General features: G+C 70.6%; 20 protein-coding genes and 1 pseudogene. 16 read left to right on the forward strand and 5 right to left on the reverse strand.

Going from position 1 to position 23,308, the window contains the following annotated elements; all coding sequences use genetic code 11:
• The first annotated feature begins 1 nt into the window (after window position 1).
• The 6 genes from MTAB308_RS18595 to MTAB308_RS18620 are packed head-to-tail and all read left to right on the forward strand — an operon-like array spanning window position 2 to window position 7,013.
• Window positions 2-481, forward strand: coding sequence for an NADH-quinone oxidoreductase subunit B family protein (locus MTAB308_RS18595; protein WP_066916496.1), 480 nt, complete (start codon window positions 2-4; stop codon window positions 479-481).
• Entirely contained in the window at window positions 478-2,454 is a 1,977-nt protein-coding gene (locus MTAB308_RS18600; protein WP_083746584.1) for a proton-conducting transporter transmembrane domain-containing protein, read from the forward strand. Before MTAB308_RS18595 ends, MTAB308_RS18600 begins: the two co-directional genes overlap by 4 nt.
• On the forward strand, window positions 2,451-3,410 hold the full coding sequence (locus MTAB308_RS18605) for a respiratory chain complex I subunit 1 family protein (RefSeq protein ID WP_077101130.1): 960 nt from the start codon (window positions 2,451-2,453) through the stop codon (window positions 3,408-3,410). The genes MTAB308_RS18600 and MTAB308_RS18605 overlap by 4 nt, the downstream gene beginning before the upstream one ends.
• A complete protein-coding gene (locus MTAB308_RS18610) occupies window positions 3,407-4,069 on the forward strand; it encodes a hypothetical protein (protein ID WP_066916492.1) in 663 nt (220 codons plus the stop codon). The genes MTAB308_RS18605 and MTAB308_RS18610 overlap by 4 nt, the downstream gene beginning before the upstream one ends.
• Window positions 4,069-5,538, forward strand: a complete 1,470-nt coding sequence (locus MTAB308_RS18615; protein ID WP_077101132.1) for a proton-conducting transporter transmembrane domain-containing protein — start codon at window positions 4,069-4,071, stop codon at window positions 5,536-5,538. Before MTAB308_RS18610 ends, MTAB308_RS18615 begins: the two co-directional genes overlap by 1 nt.
• Window positions 5,535-7,013 (forward strand): hydrogenase large subunit, encoded by a 1,479-nt coding sequence (locus MTAB308_RS18620; protein ID WP_066916490.1) that lies wholly within the window; start codon window positions 5,535-5,537, stop codon window positions 7,011-7,013. Before MTAB308_RS18615 ends, MTAB308_RS18620 begins: the two co-directional genes overlap by 4 nt.
• 10 nt (window positions 7,014-7,023) lie before the next feature.
• On the opposite strand, the gene MTAB308_RS18625 is transcribed toward MTAB308_RS18620, so the two are convergent.
• Entirely contained in the window at window positions 7,024-7,923 is a 900-nt protein-coding gene (locus MTAB308_RS18625; RefSeq protein WP_066916488.1) for an HhH-GPD family protein, read from the reverse strand.
• Between MTAB308_RS18625 and MTAB308_RS18630 the strand changes: the two genes are divergently transcribed.
• Window positions 7,922-8,539: a carbonic anhydrase gene (locus MTAB308_RS18630; protein WP_066916486.1), complete on the forward strand. Its 618-nt coding sequence runs from the start codon at window positions 7,922-7,924 to the stop codon at window positions 8,537-8,539. The genes MTAB308_RS18625 and MTAB308_RS18630 overlap by 2 nt on opposite strands.
• A gap of 105 nt (window positions 8,540-8,644) precedes the next feature.
• Window positions 8,645-9,460, forward strand: a complete 816-nt coding sequence (locus MTAB308_RS18635) for a hypothetical protein (RefSeq protein WP_108637449.1) — start codon at window positions 8,645-8,647, stop codon at window positions 9,458-9,460.
• Between the two features lie 6 nt (window positions 9,461-9,466).
• Here MTAB308_RS18635 and disA read toward each other — a convergent pair whose 3' ends face one another.
• The 3 genes from disA to MTAB308_RS18650 all read right to left on the reverse strand — a co-directional run bounded on the left by disA (window position 9,467) and on the right by MTAB308_RS18650 (window position 12,563).
• Window positions 9,467-10,540 carry a DNA integrity scanning diadenylate cyclase DisA gene (gene disA / locus MTAB308_RS18640; RefSeq protein ID WP_066916482.1) on the reverse strand — a complete coding sequence of 358 codons (1,074 nt, stop codon included), beginning with the start codon at window positions 10,538-10,540 and terminating at the stop codon, window positions 9,467-9,469.
• A complete protein-coding gene (gene radA / locus MTAB308_RS18645; RefSeq protein ID WP_077101136.1) occupies window positions 10,537-11,973 on the reverse strand; it encodes a DNA repair protein RadA in 1,437 nt (478 codons plus the stop codon). Before radA ends, disA begins: the two co-directional genes overlap by 4 nt.
• 71 nt (window positions 11,974-12,044) lie before the next feature.
• On the reverse strand, window positions 12,045-12,563 hold the full coding sequence (locus tag MTAB308_RS18650) for a copper chaperone PCu(A)C domain-containing protein (protein ID WP_077101138.1): 519 nt from the start codon (window positions 12,561-12,563) through the stop codon (window positions 12,045-12,047).
• A gap of 291 nt (window positions 12,564-12,854) precedes the next feature.
• Here MTAB308_RS18650 and carD point away from each other — a divergent pair, with 291 nt between their 5' ends.
• From carD to MTAB308_RS18690, 8 genes are all read left to right on the forward strand, one after another.
• Window positions 12,855-13,343, forward strand: a complete 489-nt coding sequence (gene carD / locus MTAB308_RS18655) for an RNA polymerase-binding transcription factor CarD (protein ID WP_003419482.1) — start codon at window positions 12,855-12,857, stop codon at window positions 13,341-13,343.
• 15 nt (window positions 13,344-13,358) lie between these two features.
• Window positions 13,359-14,045, forward strand: a complete 687-nt coding sequence (gene ispD / locus MTAB308_RS18660; protein WP_077101141.1) for a 2-C-methyl-D-erythritol 4-phosphate cytidylyltransferase — start codon at window positions 13,359-13,361, stop codon at window positions 14,043-14,045.
• On the forward strand, window positions 14,042-14,527 hold the full coding sequence (ispF, locus tag MTAB308_RS18665; RefSeq protein WP_077101143.1) for a 2-C-methyl-D-erythritol 2,4-cyclodiphosphate synthase: 486 nt from the start codon (window positions 14,042-14,044) through the stop codon (window positions 14,525-14,527). Before ispD ends, ispF begins: the two co-directional genes overlap by 4 nt.
• 41 nt (window positions 14,528-14,568) lie before the next feature.
• Window positions 14,569-15,978 (forward strand): cysteine--tRNA ligase, encoded by a 1,410-nt coding sequence (gene cysS, locus MTAB308_RS18670; RefSeq protein WP_077101145.1) that lies wholly within the window; start codon window positions 14,569-14,571, stop codon window positions 15,976-15,978.
• Window positions 15,979-15,989: 11 nt separating this feature from the next.
• The gene (gene rlmB, locus MTAB308_RS18675) at window positions 15,990-16,919 is read left to right on the forward strand and encodes a 23S rRNA (guanosine(2251)-2'-O)-methyltransferase RlmB (RefSeq protein ID WP_077101147.1); all 930 of its coding nucleotides are present in this window, start codon (window positions 15,990-15,992) and stop codon (window positions 16,917-16,919) included.
• Window positions 16,920-17,888 carry a glycerophosphodiester phosphodiesterase gene (locus tag MTAB308_RS18680; RefSeq protein ID WP_077101149.1) on the forward strand — a complete coding sequence of 323 codons (969 nt, stop codon included), beginning with the start codon at window positions 16,920-16,922 and terminating at the stop codon, window positions 17,886-17,888.
• A gap of 103 nt (window positions 17,889-17,991) precedes the next feature.
• Entirely contained in the window at window positions 17,992-20,619 is a 2,628-nt protein-coding gene (locus MTAB308_RS18685) for a helix-turn-helix transcriptional regulator (protein WP_077101151.1), read from the forward strand.
• 89 nt (window positions 20,620-20,708) lie between these two features.
• Window positions 20,709-22,097: a cytochrome P450 gene (locus MTAB308_RS18690; RefSeq protein ID WP_108637354.1), complete on the forward strand. Its 1,389-nt coding sequence runs from the start codon at window positions 20,709-20,711 to the stop codon at window positions 22,095-22,097.
• Here MTAB308_RS18690 and MTAB308_RS18695 read toward each other — a convergent pair.
• Window positions 22,094-23,307, reverse strand: a pseudogene (locus tag MTAB308_RS18695) (SLC13 family permease). The gene MTAB308_RS18690 and the pseudogene MTAB308_RS18695 sit on opposite strands and share 4 nt — an antisense overlap.
• Window position 23,308 lies beyond the last annotated feature (1 nt).

Below are 23,308 nucleotides of genomic sequence, written 5' to 3' on the forward strand. Positions count from 1 at the left end.
CATGGGCTGGATTCGTAAGGCCTTCGGCGTCGGCCGGATCGCCGAACCCGCGGGACCGTTACCGCCGCCAGCGATGAAACCGGTTGCGGGAGTGCGTGGTTCGCTGCAGATCCGGCATGTCGACGCGGGATCCTGCAATGGATGCGAAGTCGAGATCGCGGGCGCATTCGGCCCGGTGTACGACGCCGAGCGATTCGGCGCGCGCCTGGTGGCGTCCCCCCGGCACGCGGACGCGCTGCTGGTCACCGGCGTCGTGACACACAACATGGCCGGTCCGCTGCGCGCCACGATCGATGCCACGCCCCGGCCGCGACGGGTGATCGCCTGTGGAGACTGCGCGATCAACCGCGGCGTCTTCGCCGATGCCTACGGTGTGGTCGGCGCGGTCGCCGAGGTGGTGCCGGTCGATCTGGAAATCCCGGGCTGCCCGCCGACGCCGGGCCAGATCATCGAGGCCCTCCGAGCGGTGACCGGCAAATGACGACGCAATTGACGGCTCACCCCGTCCATGCGCCGAACCTCTCGCCCCGCAACGGTTTCCGACCCGCGTCGGCGGGGGCGCTGACGTCGCTGCTGGGTTTCGGTGGGGTATGGGCGGGCCTGATCGGGATGTTCGGCTCGGTGCGAGAAGTCCGCATCGGGTGGTTACTGCCGCTATCGGGGGTGCAGCTGAGCCTCGACCCGTTGGGCGGGTTCTTCATGGCGCTCACCGGCGCGGTCGCGGTCGTCGTCGGGCTGTACACGATCGGGTATGCCCAGCGCGGCCAGCTGGGCAGTGCGACGCTCGCGGTGTTGCCATTGTTCGTCGCGGCGATGCTCGCCGTGCCCGCGGCCGGTTCGGTGACCACCTTCGCGTTGGCGTGGGAGTTGATGGCGGTCGCGTCGTTGGTGTTGGTGCTGGCCGAACACACCCGCCCGCAGGTTCGCGCCGCCGCCCTGGTGTACGCGGTGATGACCCAGTTGGGGTTCGCCGCGATCCTGATCGGACTGATGGTGCTGTCGGCGGCCGGCGGCGCAAACCGGTTCGCCGAGCTGCATCGGATATCGCCGGGCGCCTGCAACGCCGTGTTCCTGCTGACGGTCGCGGGGTTCGGGTCCAAGGCCGGGCTGGTGCCGCTGCACGCCTGGCTGCCGCGCGCCCATCCGGAGGCGCCCAGCCCGGTGTCGGCGCTGATGAGCGCGGCCATGGTAAACCTGGGCGTCTACGGCATCTGCCGTTTCGATCTGCAGCTGCTGGGCCCGGGTCCCCGCTGGTGGGGCCTGGTCCTGATGGTTGTCGGCGGGGTTTCGGCGCTCTATGGCGTGATGCAGGCCTCGGTGGCCACGGACCTCAAGCGGTTGCTTGCGTATTCGACGACCGAGAACCTCGGGTTGATCACGCTGGCCTTGGGAGCCGCGACCCTCTTCGCCGCCACCGGTGCACACCGGCCGGCGACGATCGCCGCCGCGGCGGCCATGCTGCACCTGATCGCGCACGCGGCGTTCAAGAGTCTCGGCTTCCTGGCCGCGGGCTCCGTGCTGGGCGCCACCGGGCTGCGTGACCTCGACCGGCTGGGCGGTCTGGCTCGCCGGATGCCGGCGACCACCGCCCTGTTCGGGGTGGCAGCGCTCGGCGCGTGTGGGCTACCGCTGGGCGCCGGGTTCGTCAGCGAGTGGCTGCTGGTCCAGTCGCTGATCCACACCGCCGCAGAACACGTCGCGGTGTTGGCGTTGACCACGCCGCTGGCGGTGGGCGCGGTCGCGCTCACCACGGGCCTGGGCGTGGCGGCGATGGTGAAGGCCTTCGGCATCGGATTTCTGGCGCGGCCGCGTTCCGAGCAGGCTGCCCGGGCCGTCGAGGCGCCGCGCAGCATGCTGGCCGGCATGGGGGTCGCGGCGGCCGCCTGTGTGACGCTGGCCGTGGCGCCCTCGACCGTCGCCCCCGCGCTGCGCCGGGCCGTCGCCGCGCTACCAGCCGCGCGGGCAGTGGAATTCACCGATTTCGGCGCGCTGGTCCGCCTGCCCGGGCTGCAAGGGTCGATCGCGCCCGGCGTGATCGCCGCCGGCTGCTGCGTGGCCGCGGTGGCGGCGGCCGTGCTCGCACAATGGCGCCGCAGGCGGCGCCCCGAGCCCGTGACGGCCCCGCTATGGGCCTGCGGCGCCGACGAACTCACCGCCCGCATGCAGTACACGGCGACATCCTTCGCCGAGCCGCTGCAACGGGTCTTCGACGATGTCCTGCGTCCCGACACCGACATCGAAATCACCCACAGCGCGGAGTCGCGTTATCTGGCCGACAAGATCACCTACCGCAGCACCATCGCCGATGCGATCGAGGAGCGTTGCTACCCGCCGGTGATCCAGGCGGTCTCGGCCGCGGCGGCGTTGGTCCGGCGCGCCCACACCGGCAGCGTGCACCTGTATCTGGCCTACGGCGCGCTCGGTGTGCTGATCGTGCTGGTGGTCGCCCGATGAACGTCCTTTCCTACGTCGCGGGCGCGGTGCAAATCGGCGCCGTGATGGCCGGCGCGCCGCTGGTGGTCGGCCTGACCCGCCAGGTGCGCGCACGCTGGGAAGGCCGCGTGGGCGGCGGCATCCTGCAGCCGTGGCGCGACATCGTCAAACAGCTTGGCAAGCAACAGATCACGCCGCGCGGGACAACCGCGGTATTCGCGGCCGCTCCCGCCGTCGTCGCCGGCTCGACGCTGCTGATCGCCGCGATCGCGCCGCTGGTCGCCACCGGATCCCCACTGGACGCCAGCGCCGACCTGTTCGCCGTCGTCGGCCTGCTGTTCGTGGGCACCGTCGCGTTGACCTTGGCCGGCATCGACACCGGCACCTCGTTCGGCGGCATGGGAGCCAGTCGCGAGATCACCATCGCCGCGCTCGTCGAACCCACGATCCTGCTGGCGGTCTTCGCGGTATCGATGCCGGCGGGGTCGGCGAATCTCGGTGCCCTGGTGGCGCACACCGTCGCTCACCCCGGGCAGGTGGTGTCGCTGGCCGCGGTGCTGGCGTTCACCGCGCTGGTGATCGTCATCGTCGCCGAAACCGGACGCCTGCCGGTCGATAACCCGGCGACCCACCTCGAGCTGACGATGGTGCACGAGGCCATGGTTCTCGAATACGCCGGTCCGCGACTGGCATTGGTCGAGTGGGCGACCGGGATGCGGCTGACGGTGTTACTGGCGCTGCTGGCAAACCTGTTTGCGCCGTGGGGCATTGCGGGCGGCCGGCCCGGCGCTGTGGGCGTCGTCGTCGGCCTCGTGGCGGTGGCCGCCAAGGTCGCGGTCCTGGCGGGACTGTTGGCAACCGTCGAGGTGTTCGTCGCCAAGCTCCGGCTGTTCCGGGTTCCCGAGTTGCTGGCCGGGTCGTTTCTGCTGGCGCTGCTCGCGGTCGTCGCGGCCAACTTCTTCGGGGTGCCGGCATGACGTACAGCACTTTTGCGGTCCTCGTCGACCTGGCCGCCGGCGGATTGCTGCTGGCCGCGGTGCTGATCGTGTGGCGCCGCGACCTGAGGGCCATCGTCCGCCTGCTGGCCTGGCAGGGAGTCGCCCTGGCGGCCATCCCGGTGCTGCGCGGTGTGTATGACGGCGACGGCGCGCTGATCGGTGTTGGCGTCGCCGTGCTGGCGTTGCGGGCCGCGGTGTTGCCGCGGCTGCTGGCGCGCGCGGTCGGCGCGGAGTCGCAATGTCACCGCGAAGCCACCCCGCTGGTCAACACCGCGACCTCGCTGCTCATCACCGCGGCGCTGACGCTGGCCGCCTTCGCCGCCACCGGTTCCCTGGTGAACCTACAGCCCGCGGCCACCACCACCGCGGTGCCGGCCGCCATGGCGGTGGTGCTCATCGCGTTGCTGGTCATGGTCACCCGGCGGCACGCGGTGTCGCAGGCCGCGGGATTCCTCCTGCTGGACAACGGAATCGCCGCGACCGCGTTCTTGCTCACCGCCGGGGTGCCGCTGATCGTGGAACTGGGCGCCTCGCTGGACGTGCTGTTCGCGGTCATCGTGATCGGCGTCCTGACCGGCCGGTTGTCCCGCGCGTTCGGCGGCGCGGACCTGGACGCACTGCAGGAGTTACACGACTGATGATGGGACTCCTGCTCGCCGCGATCCTCGCGCCCGTCGGTGCGTCGATCGCCACCCTGATCGCCGGATGGCGCAGGGCCACCGCGGCATTGATCGTCGTCTCGGCAGTGTGCGTGCTCGGTTGCGGCGCGGCCCTCGGGGTGCTCACCCGATCGGGCACGCGGTTCGCGCTGGGCGGGCTGCTGCGAGTCGACGCCCTCACCGTCACGATGTTGATCGTCATCGGAAGCGTTGCGACGCTGGCGACCTGGGCCAGCATCGGCTACGTGAACGCCGAACTTGCGCACGGGCATACCGATGCGCGGGGCGCCCGCGAATACGGCGCGCTGACCGCGGCCTTCGTGGCGGCGATGGTCGTCGCGGTGTGCGCCAACAACATCGGCATCGTCTGGATCGCCATCGAAGCCACCACGGTGATCACCGCGTTTCTGGTTGGGCACCGCCGCACCCGCGGCGCGCTCGAGGCGACGTGGAAGTACGTCGTGATCTGCTCGGTCGGCATCGCGATCGCATTCCTGGGCACGGTGCTGCTCTACTACGCCGCCGAGCACGCGGGGGCGCCGGCCGCGGCCGCCCTGAACCTCGACGTGCTCGCGGCGCGCGCCGGGGGCCTCAATCCCGACATCGCCCGGCTTGCGGGCGGATTGCTGCTTATCGGCTACGGCGCGAAGGTGGGGCTGTTTCCGTTCCACACCTGGCTGGCCGACGCCCACAGCCAGGCCCCGGCGCCGGTTTCGGCGCTGATGAGCGGGGTGCTGCTGTCGGTGGCGTTTTCGGTGCTGATCCGCATCAAGCCGATCGTCGCGGCGGCGGCCGGGCCCGCGTTCATGCGGTCGGGTTTGCTGGTGATCGGGTTGGCGACTTTGGTGATAGCGGCCCTGATGCTGACGCTGACGCCCGACATCAAACGGATGCTCGCCTACTCGTCCATGGAGAACATGGGGCTGATCGCGATCGCGGCGGCCGCCGGAACCACGCTGGCCATCGCGGCGGTGCTGTTGCACGTCCTCGCCCACGGCATGGGCAAGACGGTCCTGTTCCTGGCGACCGGTCAGCTGCAGGCCGCGCACGGCTCCACCGCGATCGCCGACGTCGGCGCGGTGCTGCGGCGCTCCCGCCTGATCGGACTATCGCTGGCCGTCGGCGTGGTCGTGCTGCTCGGGCTGCCGCCGTTCGCGATGTTCGCCAGCGAGTTGGCCATCGCCCGATCGCTGGCCGATGCCCGGCTGACGTGGGCCCTGGGGCCGGCACTGCTGCTGATCGTGGTCGCGTTCGGTGCGCTGGCGCGCAATTGCGGGCGAATCCTGCTGGGCGAGCGCCCCGCGGGCACACCGGAAATCGCCGTGCCGAAAACGGTGGCGGCGGCCCTGGTCGTCGGCGTCGCCGCGTCGCTGGTCCTCGGCGTCACGGCCGGCCCGCTGACCGGCCTGTTCACCACCGCGGCGACCGACGCCGGGGCACCGCGATGAGCCGACACTGGCTGCACCACAGACTGTCCCAGGAGAGTATCGCGGAGATGGCGGAAGAATTGCTGGGCAAGGGTTTTCGCCTTGCCCTGGTGGCCGCCCACGACGACGCCGACGTATTCCGTGTCGTTTACCTGTTTTTGGCCGGCCGCCCCGATCGCCGCATCGAGCTCGAATGCGCGGTGGGCAAGGACGATCCGGCGCTGCACTCGCTGGCGTACCTGTCGTTCGCGGCCGGCCGCTTCGAGCGCGAGATGGCCGACCTGTATGGAATCCGGCCACTCGGGCATCCCAAAGCGCGCCGACTGGTGCGGCACGCTCATTGGCCCGAGGAGTGGTATCCCATGCGCGGCAACGCCGGGCCCGCGCCGCGCTTCGACCGCGTCGGTGCTTTCCCGTTCGTCACCGTCGAGGGGCCCGGGGTGTACGAGATTCCGGTGGGCCCGGTGCACGCCGGGCTGATCGAGCCCGGTCATTTCCGCTTCTCGGTCGCCGGTGAAAGCGTGCTGCGGCTCAAGGCCCGGCTGTGGTTCGTACACCGAGGTTTGGAAAGGCTCTTCCAGGGCCGGCCGGCCGGCGGGGCCGTCGAGCTGGCCGAGCGCGTCAGCGGCGACACCTCCGTCGGGCACGCCCTGGCCCACAGCCTGGCCGTCGAGGACGGGCTCGGGATCGAACTGCCCGACGAGGCGCACCGCCTGCGGGCGCTGCTCGTCGAACTCGAACGGCTCTACAATCACGTCGCCGATCTGGGGGCGCTGGCCAACGACGTCGGGTTCGCCCTCGCCAACGCCCACGCTCAACGCGTCCGCGAGAAACTGCTGCGGCTCAACGCGAATGTCGCCGGACACCGGCTGCTTCGCGGTGCCATCCGCCCCGGCGCGGTCGCGCTGCGGGCGCTTCCCGACGCCGACGACCTGCGGTCCATCGCGGCCGACGTCGCGGAGATCGCCGACCTGACCCTGCGCAACTCCGGGGTGTACGACAGGTTCGCCGGCACGGCCGTGCTGCACGATGAGGACGCGCAGGCCCTTGGCTGCCTGGGCTATGTCGCGCGGGCCAGCGGCATCCGCACCGACGCCCGGCTCGAACACCCGACCACCACGCTGCCCGTGACCGAGGTCGGCGCCGCCGCGGGCGATGTGCTGGCCCGCTACACGGTGCGGCGCGACGAATTCGCCGCGTCCACCGAACTGGTCTGTCACCTGATCGAATCGCACACCGGTGCGATCGAATACACCGAGGAACTGCCGACGCTGCGCGCGCCTCGAAGCGGGATCGGCATCGTCGAAGGATGGCGCGGCACCCTTGTTCACCGCGTCGAGATCGACGCCGCCAATCGCATCACCCGAGCGAAGATCGTCGACCCCTCGTGGTTCAACTGGCCCGCGCTGCCCGTCGCGATGGCCGACACCATCGTCCCCGACTTTCCGCTGGCCAACAAAAGCTTCAACCAGTCCTACGCCGGCAACGATCTCTGATCGACGCCGGCTACCCCTCGCCCAGTAGCGCGAACCGGCCGTCGACCGTCCTGGTCACCAGGCCGTCGGCCAGCAGCGAATCCAGCGCGCGGTCGCGCTGCGCCGGATCGGTCAACCATGCCACGTCCAGCTCCGCCCGGGTGACCGGGGAATCGTTGGCGCGCAAGACATCCAGCAGCCGCCCGCGGACTTGGCGGTCGGTGCCGGCGTACGTCTGCGCCCGCCGGGCCGGCCCTTGCACGGGGGGACAGCCCGCCCCCCGCCACGCGCACCGGTCAAGCGGGCACAACCCGCATCGCGGGGCCCGCGCGGTGCACACGATCGCCCCCAGTTCCATCAGCGCGATCGAAAACTGCGGTGCCCGTTCGTCATCGGGCAGCAACGCGGCCACGTCGGCGTGGTCGCGAGCCGCTGACGGTGCACCGGCGTCGGCCAGGCCGTGCACCGCGCGCGCCACCACCCGCCGCACGTTGGTGTCCACCACCGGCACCGGGCGGCGGTAGGCGAAGCACGCGATCGCTCGCGCGGTGTAGCTGCCGACGCCGGGCAGCGTCATCAGGGCGTCGACGTCGTCGGGGACCACGTCGTCGTGGTCGCGGGCGATGACCGTCGCGCACTCGTGCAACCGCTTGGCGCGCCGCGGATAACCCAGCTTGCCCCAGGCGCGCAGCACGTCGGCGGCGCTGGCTGCGGCGGTGGCCGACGGGGTCGGCCAGCGTCGCACCCAGTCCGGCCAGATCGGCAGCACCCGCGCCACCGGCGTCTGTTGCAACATGAACTCGCTGACCAGGATCTGCCATGCCGTGACATCCGCGGCCCGCCAGGGCAAGTCGCGTCGCGACCGGTCGTACCAGTCGATGAGTTCTTTTGCTGGGATGTTCATCTGCTTGTGCGGCATGATGTGTGGCATGCCAAACACCAGCCCGGTAACCGCATGGAAAGCACTCAAAGAGGGTAACGACCGATTCGTTGCCGGCCAGCCGCAGCATCCCAGCCAAAGCGTCGACCACCGGGCCAGCCTGGCCGCGGGCCAGAAACCCACCGCGGTGGTGTTCGGCTGTTCGGACAGCCGCGTGGCCGCCGAACTGATCTTCGACCAGGGTCTGGGTGACATGTTCGTGGTTCGCACCGCCGGGCAGGTCATCGACTCGGCGGTGCTGGGCTCCATCGAGTTCGCGGTGACGGTGCTCGACGTGCCGCTCATCGTCATCCTCGGCCACGACAGCTGCGGCGCCGTCAAGGCGGCGCTGGCGGCGATCCAGGACGGTGCGATACCGGGCGGTTTCGTGCGCGACGTGGTGGAGCGGGTCGCGCCGTCGATCCTGATGGGGCGGCGCGACGGCCTGAGCCGGGTCGACGAATTCGAGGAGCGCCACGTCAAGGAGACGCTGGCGCAACTCATGGCGCGCTCTTCGGCCATCGCGGAGCGGGTGTCGGCGGGCACGCTGGGAATCGCCGGCGTGACCTATCACCTCGCCGACGGGCGCGCCGCGTTGGTCGACCACCTCGGTGATATCGGCGAATAACGGCCGCCTTTCTCACGGCCACTAACACGGCGGTCGGCCAGCAAACAGGGCGACACGCCGACGCGGATCGAACAAATCCGCGTGACCTGGACCTACGGTGTGATCGTGCTGGATCTGGAACCGCGTGGCCCGCTACCTACCGAGATCTATTGGCGGCGCAGGGGCCTGGCCCTGGGCCTTGCGGTCGTCGTGATCGGGGTCGTGGCCGCCATCGTCGTTGCCTTCATGGGCAACAAGGCGGGCGCCAAGCCCGCCAGCGCCGACAAGCCCAACTCCGCCCAGAACAAGCCCGCCGCGCCCCCGGGCCAGGCGCCGCCCCCGGGGCAGGAAGGCGTCACGCCGGTGCCGGCCCCGCAGGGGCAAAACCCCGAGTCGCCCACGCCCACCGCCGCGGTGCAGCCGCCGCCGGTGCTGAAGGAGGGCGATGACTGCCCCGATTCGACGCTGGCCGTCAAGGGCCTGACCAACGCGCCCCAGTACTTCATCGGCGACCAGCCGAAGTTCACCATGGTCGTCACCAATATCGGCCTGGTGTCCTGCAAACGCGACGTGGGCGCGGCGTCGCTCGCCGCCTACGTCTACTCGCTCGACAACAAGCGGCTGTGGTCCAACCTGGACTGCGCGCCCTCCAACGAGACGCTGATCAAGACCTTCACGCCGGGCGAGCAGGTGACGACGGCCGTAACCTGGACGGGCATGGGGTCGGCGCCGCACTGCCCGCTGCCGCGGCCGGCGATCGGGCCGGGCACCTACAACCTCGTCGTGCAGCTGGGCAACCTGCGCTCGCAGCCGGTTCCGTTCATCATGAACCAGCCGCCGCCGCCGCCGGGACCCGTACCGGGGCAGCCGGGTCAGCCGGCGCTCGCGCCGCCGCCGGAGGCTCCGCCGGGCGTCGCCCCGGGCCCCATTCCCGCGGGCTGACCGGCTTCAGGTGAGCGGATCGGCGATCGTCGATTCCGCCAGCTGTGACAATCCCTCTCGCACGTGGCGGGCCCACATCCCGCCGATGCCGTCCACCGACTCGAGGTCGTTAGCGCTGGCCGCCAGCAGGCCCTGCAGCGTTCCGAACGTCCGGACCAACAGGTCCACGTGCGCGAACTGCAGCCGGGGGATGCCGGCCATCGCGCGGTAGCCGCGCGGGCTGAGCGCCGAGTCCTGCGCCTCCGCCGTCGTCGGATATCCGAAAACCTTTGCCAGCGAGGTGAAGTCGAGCAGCTCGGTGTCCGATAGGGTGTCCAGCTCGTCCAAGGTGGCCGTGATCTGCGCTTCGGACAACGGTTCCGGGCTGGCGTGGTAGTCGCGCACGACCAGTTCGCGGGCGATGTCGTTGCCGCCCAACAATTCCTCGAGCTGCAGCCGCAACTGGCGGCCGTCGGTGCCCAGCTCGACGCAGTCGTAGTCGATCGCCAGGCCGATGCGCCGGACCAACTCCAGCCGCTGCACCACCGTCATCACGTCGCGCAGCGTGACGAAGTCCTCGATCTCCGCCCGCGACAGCTGCCGGCTGACCTCGTCGAGCCTCATCTTGTACCGCTCCAGGGTGGCGATGGCCTGGTTCGCCCGCGACAGGATGGTCGCGGAATCGGCCACGACGTGGCGCTCGCCGGCGACGTAGACGGTGACGATGTTCATCGAGTGGCTGACCGAGATCACCGGGTAGCCGGTCTGGATCGCGGCCCGCTCCGCGGACCGGTGGCGGGTACCCGATTCGTCGGTGGGTATCGACGGATCCGGGACGAGTTGGACGTTGGCGCGGACGATGCGGCCGCCGTCGGTGGACAGGATGACGGCGCCATCCATCTTGGACAGCTCGCGCAGCCGCGTCGGCGCGTACCGGACGTCGAGGGCGAAGCCGCCGTCGCAGATGGCCTCGACGTTCTCGTCGTTGCCGAGCACGATCAACGCGCCGGTGCGGCCGCGCAGGATGCGCTCCAGGCCGTCCCGCAGCCCGGTGCCGGGCGCAAGGCGGGCGACGGTCTCACGCAGTGTCGGACGGGTCACAGCCTGTCATTCTGCGGCCCCGCGGCGTTATGCGTCCAGCCGTTGGGTCGTTCGGCGATGTCTTTCATGTGTTGCAGGGCCGCGACGATGGTCGGTGCGCGCAGTGCCCGCATCCCGCTCGGCACGATCTCGCGCCGCGGGTCGTCGCCGTCCGGGATGAGCGCGATGCTGAACCCCTGGCGCGCCGCTTCGGCCAGCCGCCGCTCCATCCCGGTGACGCGGCGCAGGTCGCCCGCGAGCCCCACTTCGCCGATCATGACCGCGGTGGTGGGCAGCGGCAGGTTCGTATACGCCGAGGCCAGGGCGATCGCCACCGCCAGGTCCGCGGACGGATCGGTCAACCGCATGCCCCCCACGGTCGACAGGTAGACGTCGTTGACGGCGATGTTCAGCCGGGCGTGCTTTTCCAGCACAGCGGCGATCATCGCGGCGCGGGCGTGGTCGATGCCGCTGACCGCCCGGCGCGGCGAGCCGCCCGACGGGCTCGCCAGCAGCGCCTGCACCTCGCCGATCAGGGGCCGCTTGCCGTCCAGGGCCACCGTGATCGCGGTGCCCGCGACCGGCGCCGGCCGCTGATCCAGGAATAGATGCGACGGGTCGTTGACGTCCTCGATCCCGTTGTCGTGCAGCATGAAACAGCCGACCTCGTCGGCGGCGCCGAACCGGTTCTTGATCCCGCGGACCATCCGCAGCGAGCCGTTGCGGTCCCCCTCGAAGTGCAGCACCACGTCGACGAGGTGTTCCAGGGAGCGCGGTCCGGCGATGGCGCCGTCCTTGGTGACGTGGCCGACCAGGATCAGGGCGACCCCGGCGGCCTTCGCGGCGGCCGTCAGCGCGGCGGTCACCGCGCGCACCTGCGTGACGCCGCCGGCGACGCCGTCGGCCTCGGTGGTCGACATGGTCTGCACCGAGTCGATGATCACCAGCGCCGGCCGGACCGTCGCGATGTGGTCGAGCACCGTGTGTAGGTCGGACTCGGCGGCCAGGTACACCTCGTCACCGCCGCAGTTGATGCGGTCGGCGCGCAGCCGGATCTGGCCGGCGGACTCCTCGCCGGAGATGTACAGCGCCCGGCTGCCCGCCTGGGCCCAGCGGTGGGCGACCTTGAGCAACAGCGTCGACTTGCCCACGCCGGGATCGCCCGCCAGCAGCGTGACCGAGCCGGGGACCACGCCGCCGCCGAGCACCCGGTCCAATTCGCCGACGCCGGTGGAGCGGTGCCGCGTGCTGTGCGCTGCTATCGAGCTGATGGGGACGGCCCGCGACGCCGCGGCCGCCGCCGCGCCCGCGCGACGCCCCGCGCCGCCGACGGCGGCCAGGACCGGCACCTCGTCGACGGTGCCCCAGGTGCCGCACTCCAGGCAGCGACCCACCCACTTGGCGGTGACGTGCTGGCATTCGGAGCAGCGGTATTGCGAGCGCGGATGAGCCACGTCATGACGGTATCGGGCGGGTGCGACAAGCCCGGTGTGACAGGCCGGGTCGGTCCCCGGTTGGCGCCCGCTCAGGCGGGTTGGGGCCCCACTCCGGCCGAAATCGGCACCATCACGCTGGCCTGCCCGGCCTTCTCGAAGTTGAAGGTGAAGTTGTAGTTCAGGCCGTTGCTGATGGGCTTCGCCAGGGCGACGGTCGCCTTGACCGCGTTGTTCGGCTCGAGTGGACCGGGGGCCACGGTCTGGCCTTCGGGCTTGCCGATGAACAGCATCCCTCCCGGAGGGAGCCGGCCATCGCCACCGATCGTGACCGCGCCGATGTCAGTGGTGATGCTGACCAGCCGGTCCGCGACGTCCGGCGACTGGTTGATGGCCACCGCCACCAGGTCCACCGTTCGCCCCGGCTGCAGGAAGTCGCTGGTCTGCACGGCCTGCATGCGGATGTCGCGCAGCGCGACGTTGTTGATGGTGACCTTGTTGCCGTTGACGGCGGGCTCCTGGGTGGCCATCTGGGAGATCTGACCGGCCCCGCAACCGCTGAGCAGGGCGGCGACCAGGGCGACCAGACCGACGACGGTGAAGCGGTTCACTCAATGCCTCCTGCTCGGCTGACCACCATGTCCAGTGGTTCGACTATGCAACTATGCACAGTAGTAGGAAGGTGTTCGCGGCGGTAGCGCAGGGCGTCAGACCAGCGCGGCAAGGCCCCCGGTGGGGTGCTTGCTCGGGTGCAATTGGGGCGAGCGTAGTGTGACCCCTTGCACGTCTTCCTCCGCCTGTCAACCCCTAATCTGCACGCGTTGTGCCCCTGACCTGCATCGTTGTTCCGCAAGCCTTGGGCCGGCGTGTTAGACTGAAGTAACGAAAGGGGCTCGAATCAGATGATCTTCAAGGTCGGCGACACCGTTGTCTATCCACACCACGGTGCTGCGTTAGTCGAGGCGATCGAAACCCGCACCATCAAAGGGGAACAAAAAGAGTATCTCGTCTTGAAAGTCGCGCAGGGAGACCTGACCGTTCGAGTGCCCGCGGAAAACGCCGAGTACGTCGGTGTCCGCGACGTCGTCGGGCAGGAGGGCCTCGACAAGGTGTTCCAGGTGTTGCGCGCGCCCCACACCGAAGAGCCGACGAACTGGTCCCGCCGCTACAAGGCCAACCTGGAAAAGCTCGCCTCCGGCGACGTCAACAAGGTGGCCGAGGTAGTGCGCGACCTGTGGCGCCGTGACCAGGAGCGGGGTCTGTCCGCCGGCGAGAAGCGCATGCTGGCCAAGGCCCGACAGATTCTTGTCGGTGAGTTGGCGCTGGCCGAGAGCACCGACGACGCCAAGGCGGAAACCATCCTCGACGAGGTCCTGGCCGCCGCTTCCTGAAGGCCCTGAGGTTCGGTGGTTACCCCAACCGGCACCTCGGGCAAAGTCATTGCGGTCGTTCCGGCCGCTGGTTCGGGCGAGCGGCTGGCCGCCGGCGTCCCGAAAGCATTCTGTGAGCTCGACGGGCGCATCCTGCTGGACCGCGCCGTGGCCGGCCTGCTGCAGTCGGGGGTCGTCGACCACGTCGTGGTGGCGGTCCCCGCCGACCGCATCGACCAGGCCGAGCACGTCCTCGGCGGACATGCGACGGTCGTGGCCGGCGGGGCCGACCGTATCGACTCGGTCCGTCTTGCCTTGCGCGCTTTGCCCCGCGACTGCGAATTCGTGCTGGTCCACGACGCCGCCCGGGCGCTGACCCCGCCCGGGCTGATCGTGCGGGTCGTCGACGCGCTGCGGTCGGGGTACGGCGCCGTCGTGCCCGCGCTGCCCCTGTCTGACACCATCAAGGCCGTGGACGCCAACGGCGTGGTGCTGGGCACACCGGAGCGGGCCGGCCTGCGGGCGGTGCAGACGCCGCAAGGTTTCGTCACCGACCTGCTGCTGCGGGCCTATGAACGGGCGGGCACCGCCGATTTCACCGACGACGCGTCGCTCGTCGAGCATGTCGGCGGCCAGGTGCAGGTAGTCGAGGGCGACCCGCAGGCGTTCAAGATCACCACGCCGCTCGACCTGGTGCTGGCCCAAGCGATCGTGCGCCGGTGAGCGAGCTTCGGATTCCAAGGGTCGGGCTGGGCACCGACGTGCATCCGATCCAGCCGGGGCGCCCGTGCTGGCTGCTGGGGCTGCTGTTTCCCGGCGACGACGGGTGTGCGGGCCACTCCGATGGAGATGTGGGGGCGCACGCGCTGTGTGACGCGCTGCTGTCGGCGGCCGGGCTGGGCGACGTCGGTGCCGTGTTCGGCGTCGACGACCCCCGCTGGGAGGGCGTCAGCGGCTCCGACATGCTGCGCCACGTCGTCGGCCTGATTTCGGGGCAGGGGTACCGCGTCGGCAACGCCGCCGTCCAGGTGATCGGCAATCGGCCGAAGGTCGGTCCGCGCCGCACGGAGGCGCAGCGGGTCCTGTCCGATCTGCTGGGGGCTCCGGTGTCGGTGTCCGCGACGACCACCGACGGCCTGGGCCTGACCGGCCGGGGCGAGGGATTGGCCGCCATCGCCACGGCGCTGGTGTTCCCGAGCGGCTAGCGCCGCGGCTCGCGGTAATTGGGCAGGTAAGCTGGCACGTCGTGACCGATCGCGCCCGCCTGCGGCTCCATGACACGGCAGCCGGTGCCGTGCGCGATTTCGTTCCGCTGCGCGACGGGCACGTCTCCATCTACCTGTGCGGCGCCACGGTCCAGGGCCTGCCGCACATCGGGCACGTCCGCAGCGGAGTCGCCTTCGATATCCTGCGCCGCTGGTTGATCGCCCGCGGCTACGACGTCACGTTCATCCGCAACGTGACCGATATCGAGGACAAGATCCTGGCCAAGGCCGCCGCGGCCGGCCGGCCGTGGTGGGAGTGGGCGGCCACCTACGAGCGCGCCTTTTCGGCCGCCTACGACGCCCTGGACGTCTTGCCGCCGTCGGCCGAGCCGCGGGCCACCGGGCATATCACCCAAATGGTCGAGTTAATGGAACGCCTGATCGAAACCGGCCACGCGTACGCCTCGGCCGGCGACGTCTACTTCGACGTGCTCAGCTATCCGGAGTACGGCCAGCTGTCCGGGCACAAGATCGACGACGTCCATCAGGGCGAGGGAGCGGCGACCGGCAAGCGCGACCAGCGCGACTTCACCCTGTGGAAGGGTGAAAAGCCCGGCGAGCCATCGTGGCCCTCGCCGTGGGGCCGCGGACGTCCGGGTTGGCACCTGGAATGCTCGGCAATGGCCCGCACCTACCTGGGCCCGGAATTCGACATCCATTGCGGCGGAATGGACCTGGTCTTCCCGCATCACGAGAACGAGATCGCGCAGAGCCGCGCCGCCGGGGACGGCTTCGCCCGCTATTGGCTGCACAACGGCTGGGTGACCATGGGCGGCGAGAAGATGAGCAAGTCGCTGGGCAACGTGCTGGCCATCCCGGCGATGCTGCAGCGCGTGCGGCCGGCCGAACTGCGCTATTACCTGGGCAGCGCCCACTACCGCTCGATGCTGGAATTCTCCGAAACGGCCCTGCAGGACGCGGTCAAGGCCTATGTGGGGGTGGAGGAGTTCCTGCACCGCGTGCGCGGCCGGGTCGGTGCCGTCGAGCCGGGAAAGTGGACGCCGAAGTTCGCCGAGGCGCTCGACGACGACCTGGCGGTCCCGGCCGCGCTGGCCGAAATTCACCACGCCCGCGCGGAGGGGAACCGCGCGCTCGACGCCGGCGACCACGAGGGCGCGCTCAAGCATGCCGGCGCGATCCGCGCGATGATGGGCATCCTGGGCTGCGACCCCCTCGACGAGCGCTGGGAATCCCGCGACGAGACGTCGGCCGCGCTGGCCGCCGTCGACGTGCTGGTGCAGGCCGAAATCGAAAATCGGGAAAAGGCGCGGCGGCAACGCAATTGGGCCCTCGCCGACGAGATCCGGGATCGGCTCAAGAACGCCGGCGTCGAGGTCACCGACACCGCCGACGGGCCGCAGTGGGAACTGCAGGGCGGTCCAGAAAAATGACAGCCAAGTAGATGGCCGGTAACTCGCGGCGCCGCGGGGCGGTACGCAAATCCGGCACCAAGAAGGGCCCCACCGTCGGCTCGGGGGGCCAGCGTCGCCGCGGTTTGGAGGGGCGCGGCCCGACCCCGCCGGCCCATCTGCGCCCCCACCATCCGGCGGCCAAGCGGGCCCAGTCGCAGGCGCGCCGGCCCGCCAAGCGCACCGACGAGACCGAAACGGTGCTGGGCCGCAACCCGGTGCTGGAATGCCTGCGCGCCGGTGTCCCGGCGACCGCGCTGTATGTCGCGCTCGGCACCGAGGCCGACGAGCGGCTCACCGAATCCGTCGCTCGCGCTGCCGATTTGGGTATCGCCATCCTGGAGGTGCCGCGCGCCGACCTGGACCGGATGACCACCAACCACCTGCACCAGGGCATCGCCCTACAGGTACCGCCGTACCACTACGCCCACCCCGACGACCTGCTGGCGGCCGCCGCCGACTCGCCACCGGCGCTGCTGGTCGCGTTGGACAACATCTCCGATCCCCGCAACCTCGGCGCCATCGTGCGCTCGGTCGCCGCGTTCGGCGGCCACGGCGTGCTCATCCCGCAGCGGCGTTCGGCCTCGGTGACGGCGGTGGCCTGGCGCACCAGCGCCGGCGCCGCGGCGCGCGTCCCGGTGGCGCGGGCACCCAATCTCACCAGGGCGCTGAAGGGTTGGGCCGACGCCGGATTGCGCGTCGTCGGATTGGATGCCGACGGCGACACCGCCCTCGACGACCTGGACGGCGCCGACCCGGTGGTGGTGGTCGTCGGCTCGGAGGGCAAGGGCCTGTCGCGGCTGGTGCGGCAGACCTGCGACGAGGTGGTGTCGATTCCGATGGCGGGTCGCACCGAATCGCTGAACGCCTCGGTGGCCGCCGGGGTGGTGCTCGCCGAGATCGCCCGTCAGCGCAGGCATTAATTGATAGCGCGCCTGGTCGCCGCGCTGCTGGGGCTGGGGCTGCTCGTTGCGTCGCCGGCTGCGGCGCAACCGGCCGAGTTCGACCTGCAGGCCCATCGCGGCGGACGCGGCGAGACCACCGAGGAATCGCTGCGGGCATTCGCCAAGGCGCTCGAATTGGGCGTCAGCACACTGGAACTGGACATCGGCCTGACCAAGGACAGCCACCCGCTGGTGTGGCACGACCCGACGATCGACCCGGCGAAGTGCTCCGACACGGCGCCCGCGTTCGCCGGCGATCCGGCATACCCCTACGTCGGGAAACTCGTCCACGAGCTCACCCTCGTCCAAATTCGCACGCTCGACTGCGGCAAGCGCCTCGCCGAGTTTCCCGACGCCGAGGTCGTGCGGGGCAACGGGATCGCGACTCTGCCGGAGGTCTTCGCGCTCACCGACTCCTATCACGCCGGGGTGCGCTTCAACATCGAGACCAAGGTCGAGGCCGACGAGCCGGGCGCCTCGGCCGGGCCCCAGGAGTTCGTCGACGTGATACTGGCGGCGGTCAGGGCGGCGGGCGAGGTCGATCGGGTGGAAATCCAGAGCTTCGACTGGCGAACGCTCCCCATGGTGCACCGGGCGGAGCCGTCAATTCCGTTGGTGGCCCTGTACAACAAGCAGACGTGGGCGCCGGGTTCGCCGTGGCTGGCCGGCGAAGCCCCGGACCTCATCGGCGATCCGCTGCTCGGCGCGCTGCTGGTGGGCGCGAACGTGGTCTCGCCCGACTACACGCTCGTGACAGGCAAACCCTATGTCGATCGCGCGCATGCGTTGGGGCTCAAGGTCATTCCGTGGACCGTCAACGACGCCGCCGCCATGCGCGCGCAGATCGGGTACGGCGTCGACGGGATCATCACCGACTTCCCGACATTGGCGCGCACCGTCATGGCCGGGCTCGGCGCGCCCCTGCCGCCGGCCTACCACCGCGCCTAGCGCGTCGCGGCAAAGCGCCGGTCGGACCCGGAACTGCCAAGTCTGTCTGCTCAACGTCCAAAATGTGGCCCATGCACCGCTAATGCACCGATATAGTCGCCACGTGATCAGCGGCGACCCGCTGGCTGGGCGTGACAGCGAACTGGGGATCATTCGCCGCGCCCTGAGCGGGGCTGGCAAGCACTCCGGCGTGGTGATCGCCGGAGCCGCCGGTGTGGGCAAGACCAGGCTGGCCCGCGAAGTGCTGCGCCGCGCCGAGGCGTCGGGCGAGCGGACAAAGTGGATCGTCGGCACCGAATCGGCGTGTGCCCTGCCGCTGGGGGCGTTCATCGGCGCGCTCGGCGAGGCGATGTCGGACCCGCTGGCGAACGTGCGCCGAGTGATCGACTCGTTCGTCGCGCAACAGCGCAAGGCTCGCGTGCTGCTCGGGGTCGACGACGCCCACCTGCTCGACGGGTTGTCCGCCCTCGTCGTTCACCAGCTGGCGCAGTCGGGCGGGACCCGGCTGATCGTCACCATGCGCACCGGCGGTCGGGAACCGGACGCGGTGACGGCGTTGTGGAAGGACGGGCTGCTGGCCCGCCTCGATCTCGAACCGCTGTCGGCCGCGGCGACGCGCGAACTCATCGAAAGCACGCTCGGCGGTCCCGTCGATGCCCGCAGCGCGAACCGGTTTCGAAAGCTGACCGGGGGAAACACCCTGTTCCTGCGGCAGCTGCTGAGTGATCAGATCGCGGCCGGGCGGATGCGGCAATTGGCCGGGGTCTGGATGTGGGACGGCGACGTCGCGGTCTCGGCGACCCTGTCCGACACGATCGCGCGCCAGATGGGGCGGCTCAGCCCGGGAGTGGCACTCGTGGTCGACACGCTGTCGCAGTGCGAGCCGCTGGCCGTCGACGTGCTCTGCGATCTGGTGCGCCGGCCCGACCTGGCGGCCGCCGAGAGCATGGGTTTGGTGAACGTCGAGCGCACCGGCGCCAGCCTGATGGCCAGGCTGGCGCACCCGCTGTTCGGTGAGCTGCGCCGCGCGAGCGCCGGCGAGATGTATCTGTCCGGGATCCGGGGCAGGCTGGCGACGCGGCTGGCCGAAGAGGGTGACGCCGACATGCAGGCCACCGTGCGACGTGCCCTGCTGAGGCTCGAATCGGACCTTGATCCCGAGCCCGGGCTGTATCTGGAGTCGGCGCGGCATGCCATGACGCTGCTCGATCTGGATCTGGCCGACCGGTTCGCCGCGGCGGCCACACAAGCCGGGGCGCCCGGAGCCGCCGGGGTGCGGGCGATGAACCTGGTGCTGCTCGGCCGCGGCGAGGAGGCCGAGACGGCGCTGCGCGACATGGTCGACAGCGGCCTGCCCGACGGCCATCACTGGGCGACGGTACGGGCGGCCAACCTGATCTGGATCCTCGGCAAGCCGCAAGTCGCGGCAGCGATCCTGGAAGATCTCGCCGCGGGGTCGGAGACCCCGGCGCAGGCGGCGGAGCGTCTGGCCGTGCAGGCCTGCCTGGACGCGGTCTCCGCGCGCTGTGAGCTCGCGGCCCAAAATTCCCGGGCCGCATTGAGTTTCGAGGCCCTGCCGGGATTTCACGCGATGATGGCGTCGCTCGCACTGATCATGGCGATGGGGGCGCTGGGGGAGGTCGATGAGCTCGCCAGCGTGGCCGAGCAGGCGCTGCGGCGAGCGACGACGTCGTTCCAGGCCTCCCACATGCGATTCTGGTTCGGAGCGGTATACGGTCGCGCCTGCCGGTTGACCGGGCGCATCGAGGAATTCGTCGGCACGGCGAAGCAATTGGCCGACTCGGCCCGCGACGTCCCCGGCCTCGCCTATGCGAACCTGGCCCTGCTGTTGGGCAACGCCGAACTGGTTCGCGGCGCCGCCGCCGACGCGGCCCGACTGGTGCATGAGGCGCTTGCCGGAGCCGAAAGACACGCCGTCACAACGGGTTTGCGGGCGGCAAGCTATTTCGCACTGGCCGAGGCGCACGCCAAGCTCGGACAGGCCACCGAGGCGAACGACGCCGTCGACGGGGCCCGGGCGTGTGTGTCACCCGACTTCTTGTTCATGCACACCGCCCTCTCGCTGGCCGGCGGGTGGGCGATGGCGGCGAGCGGCCGCCTGAGCGAGGCCGTGGCGAGCGCCCGGCAGGCGGCGCAGCTTGCCCGCGACCGCGGCCAGCCCACCCACGAGCTGGCCTGCATACAGGCCGCGGCTCAATGGGGCGATGCCTCGCAGGCCGCGCGGGCGCGGGAGCTGGCCAAGGCGTTGTCGCTGCCGCTGGCCGACGCCGTCGCGCTGCATGCGGACAGCTTGCTCACCGGGGATGGCGAGGGCTTGCTGGCCGCGTCGGCGGCCTACCGGCGGATCGGCGATCTCGCCGCGGCCGCCGACACCGCCGCGCAGGCGTCCGTCGCCTTCGACGAGCGCCAGCACCATCGGCGCGGGCTGTATGCCGCGGCGCTGGCCAAGGAACTGGCCGACAACTGCGGCGGTTTGTGCACGCCGGCGCTGCGGACCCCGGCGGGTCTCAAGCTCTCGGGCCGCCAGCGCGACGTCGTCGAGCTCGTCGTCGCCGGCCTGTCCAACCGCCAGATCGCCGAGAAGCTGGTGATGTCGGTGCGCACCGTGGAGGGCCACGTCTACCGCGCCTGCCAGCGCGTCGGGGCCCAGTCCCGCGAGGAACTGGCCTCGATCGTCAGATCCGGACCGGGCGACGGCGGAACCGGCTGACGGCCCACCCTCGCCAAGTCGAGTAGCCGACTACGCGTGCCCGAGCACCGGATTCGGCCCTACCGTGCCTGCGACAGAAGGAGTCGGGCATGGTCGAGATGCTGGAACAATTCGAAGTCGGGGCGAGCCCGGTGCCTGTGCCGGTGCCGAAGAATCCGCTCCCGTATTGGCGCCAGGTCAAGGCGGTGCGCTCCTACATCGACGGCATCCAGACGCTGTTGGACGCCGGCGGACCCCTCACCCGCATCGTGCTCGGACCGAAGTGGCTGGTACCCGAGATAGTGCTGATCGCCAGCCCGCAAGGCGCCCGCGACGTGTTGGGCCGCACCGACGAGGTCGCCGACCGCGGCCGTTCCCGCACCATGGTCGAGATGCACGCCCTGATGGGCGGCAACCTGCTCGACCTTCCGCACGAACGGTGGCTGCCGCGCCGGCGCACGCTGCAGCCGATGTTCACCAAGCGTCATGTGTCCCGCTACGCCGGTCACATGGGCGCGGCGGCGCAATCCGTTGCCGGCGGTTGGCGGGACGGCGCGGTGGTCGACCTGGACGCCGAGTGTCGCAAGCTGACCCTGCGGGCGCTGGGGCGCTCGGTGCTCGGGACGGACCTCGACCAGCGCGCCGAGGAGGTCGGCCAGGCGCTGCGAGACTCGTTGACGTGGGTGGCCGACCGCGCGGGACGCCCGGTGAACCCCCCGCGGTGGTTGCCCACCCGGGGGCAGCGCGCGGCGCGGCGGGGCAACGACACGCTGCACCGGCTGGCGGCCGAGATCCTGCGCGCGGTCCGCGTTGATCTCGATCGCGATGCCCCCCTGGTGCGCGCGCTGATCGAGGCGATCGATCCGGAAACCGACCGGCCGCTGACCGACGACGAGATCTGCCACGAACTGGTGCTGTTCATGCTCGCGGGCCATGACACCACCTCGACCACGCTGACGTACGCGTTGTGGTCGCTGGGGCACCACCGCGACATCCAACAACGGATCCGCGCGGAGGTGGCCGCGCTGGGTGAGCGGGCGCTGACCCCGGAAGACGTGCCCGCCCTCGGCCTGACGGTGCGGGTGTTGCACGAGGCGCTGCGGTTGTGTCCGCCCGCGGCGGGAACGATGCGCACGCCGACCCGCGACATCGTGGTGGACGGCCACCTGGTCGAGGCCGAAAGCATGGCCCTCGTGAGTTTTTATGCGCTGCATCGCGATCCGGCGCTGTGGGAGGAGCCGCTGCGTTTTGATCCGGACCGGTTCCTGCCGGAACGGTCGAAGGGCCGAAGCCGTTGGCAGTACCTGCCGTTCGGCGGCGGGCCGCGCTCATGCGTCGGCGATCACTTCGCGATGCTGGAGGCCACCCTCGCGCTGGCGACGATCGTGGGCGCGGCCGACATCGAATCGCTGGAGTCGGACTTCCCGCTGGATACGCCCTTCACGGTGGTCGCGGCGCGACCGGTCAGGGCCGTGGTGCGGGCGCGCTCGCGCGCCTAGACACCCAGCAGCCGCATCGACGCCCACAGCGCCAGCACCGCGACCACCAGCCCCGCGGGCACCGTGCACAGCCCGAGGCGGGTGTACTCGCCGACGCCGGCGTCGACGTCGTGGCGGCGTAGCACGCGCCGCCACAACAGGTTCGACAGCGAACCCACGTAGGTCAGGTTGGGGCCGATGTTGACCCCGATCAGGACGGCCAGGATGGCCCCGGCGCCGCCGGGTGCGACCAGCGGCAGCAGCACCAGCGTGGCGGGCAGATTGTTGACGACGTTCGCCAGCAGCGCGGCGATCGCGGCGATCGCGAGCAGCGCGGGCAGTCCCGAACCGGACGGCAACACGGACGACATCGCCCTGTCCATCCCGTTGACCATGACCGCGCGCACCACCACGCCCAGCGCCAACACGAACACCAGGAACGACACGTGCGCCGAGCGCACGATGTCGGCCACCGAGGTGTGCCGGCGGCTCAGGCTGCGCACCGCCAGCACCGACGCGCCGATGAGCGCCACCCAGGCCGGTGCGACCCCCACCGACTGGCCGATCACGAATCCGGTCAGCGTCAGCCCGACCACCACCAACACGAACACCGGCGGCCGCGGCGCCGGCCCCAGTTCCTCCGGATCGGGTTGCACGCGCAGGTCACCGGCGAAGAACCACCGGAAGATCACGTACAGCGTGGCCACCGCGCCCAGCCACGGCAACGCCATCAACGCCGTGAACCTGGTGAACGAGAGGTTGGCGGTATGAAACGCCAGCAGGTTGGTCAGGTTCGACACCGGCAGCAGCAGCGAGGCGCCGTTGGCCAGGTGTGCCGTGGCATAGGCGTATGGCCGCACCGGGGTGCGCAGCCGCCGCACGGCGACCAGCACCACCGGGGTCAGCAACACCACCGCGGCGTCCAGGCTCAGCACCGCGGTGATCAGGGAGGCGACGACGAACACGCGCCCCAGCAGGCCGGCCGACCCGCCGCCTCGAACAGGCCCTCGTCGTCGCACAGCTTGGCCAGCACCAGCACCGCGCCCAAAAACCCGACCACGCCCGATAATCCGGCCACTTCCTCGGTCGCCTGATGCACCGAGACGGCGCCGACCGCGACCAGGATCAGCGCCGCGGGGACCGCCGCCACCGCCTCGGGCCAACCCCGCGGGCGGACGACGGCGAACACCAGCACGGCAGCAAGCAACACCAGCGCAATGGCTAAAGGCATA

Source organism: Mycobacterium terramassiliense (assembly GCF_900157385.1).
Lineage (GTDB): Bacteria > Actinomycetota > Actinomycetes > Mycobacteriales > Mycobacteriaceae > Mycobacterium > Mycobacterium terramassiliense.

What these genes read in the sequence shown, in the direction of transcription:
- MTAB308_RS18595 (WP_066916496.1), top strand. Translation starts at nt 2, where the DNA reads ATGGGCTGGATTCGTAAGGCCTTCGGCGTCGGCCGGATCGCCGAACCC.
- MTAB308_RS18600 (WP_083746584.1), top strand. Translation starts at nt 478, where the DNA reads ATGACGACGCAATTGACGGCTCACCCCGTCCATGCGCCGAACCTCTCG.
- MTAB308_RS18605 (WP_077101130.1), top strand. Translation starts at nt 2,451, where the DNA reads ATGAACGTCCTTTCCTACGTCGCGGGCGCGGTGCAAATCGGCGCCGTG.
- MTAB308_RS18610 (WP_066916492.1), top strand. Translation starts at nt 3,407, where the DNA reads ATGACGTACAGCACTTTTGCGGTCCTCGTCGACCTGGCCGCCGGCGGA.
- MTAB308_RS18615 (WP_077101132.1), top strand. Translation starts at nt 4,069, where the DNA reads ATGATGGGACTCCTGCTCGCCGCGATCCTCGCGCCCGTCGGTGCGTCG.
- MTAB308_RS18620 (WP_066916490.1), top strand. Translation starts at nt 5,535, where the DNA reads ATGAGCCGACACTGGCTGCACCACAGACTGTCCCAGGAGAGTATCGCG.
- MTAB308_RS18630 (WP_066916486.1), top strand. Translation starts at nt 7,922, where the DNA reads ATGCCAAACACCAGCCCGGTAACCGCATGGAAAGCACTCAAAGAGGGT.
- MTAB308_RS18625 (WP_066916488.1), bottom strand. Translation starts at nt 7,923, where the DNA reads ATGCCACACATCATGCCGCACAAGCAGATGAACATCCCAGCAAAAGAA.
- carD (WP_003419482.1), top strand. Translation starts at nt 12,855, where the DNA reads ATGATCTTCAAGGTCGGCGACACCGTTGTCTATCCACACCACGGTGCT.
- rlmB (WP_077101147.1), top strand. Translation starts at nt 15,990, where the DNA reads ATGGCCGGTAACTCGCGGCGCCGCGGGGCGGTACGCAAATCCGGCACC.
- MTAB308_RS18690 (WP_108637354.1), top strand. Translation starts at nt 20,709, where the DNA reads ATGGTCGAGATGCTGGAACAATTCGAAGTCGGGGCGAGCCCGGTGCCT.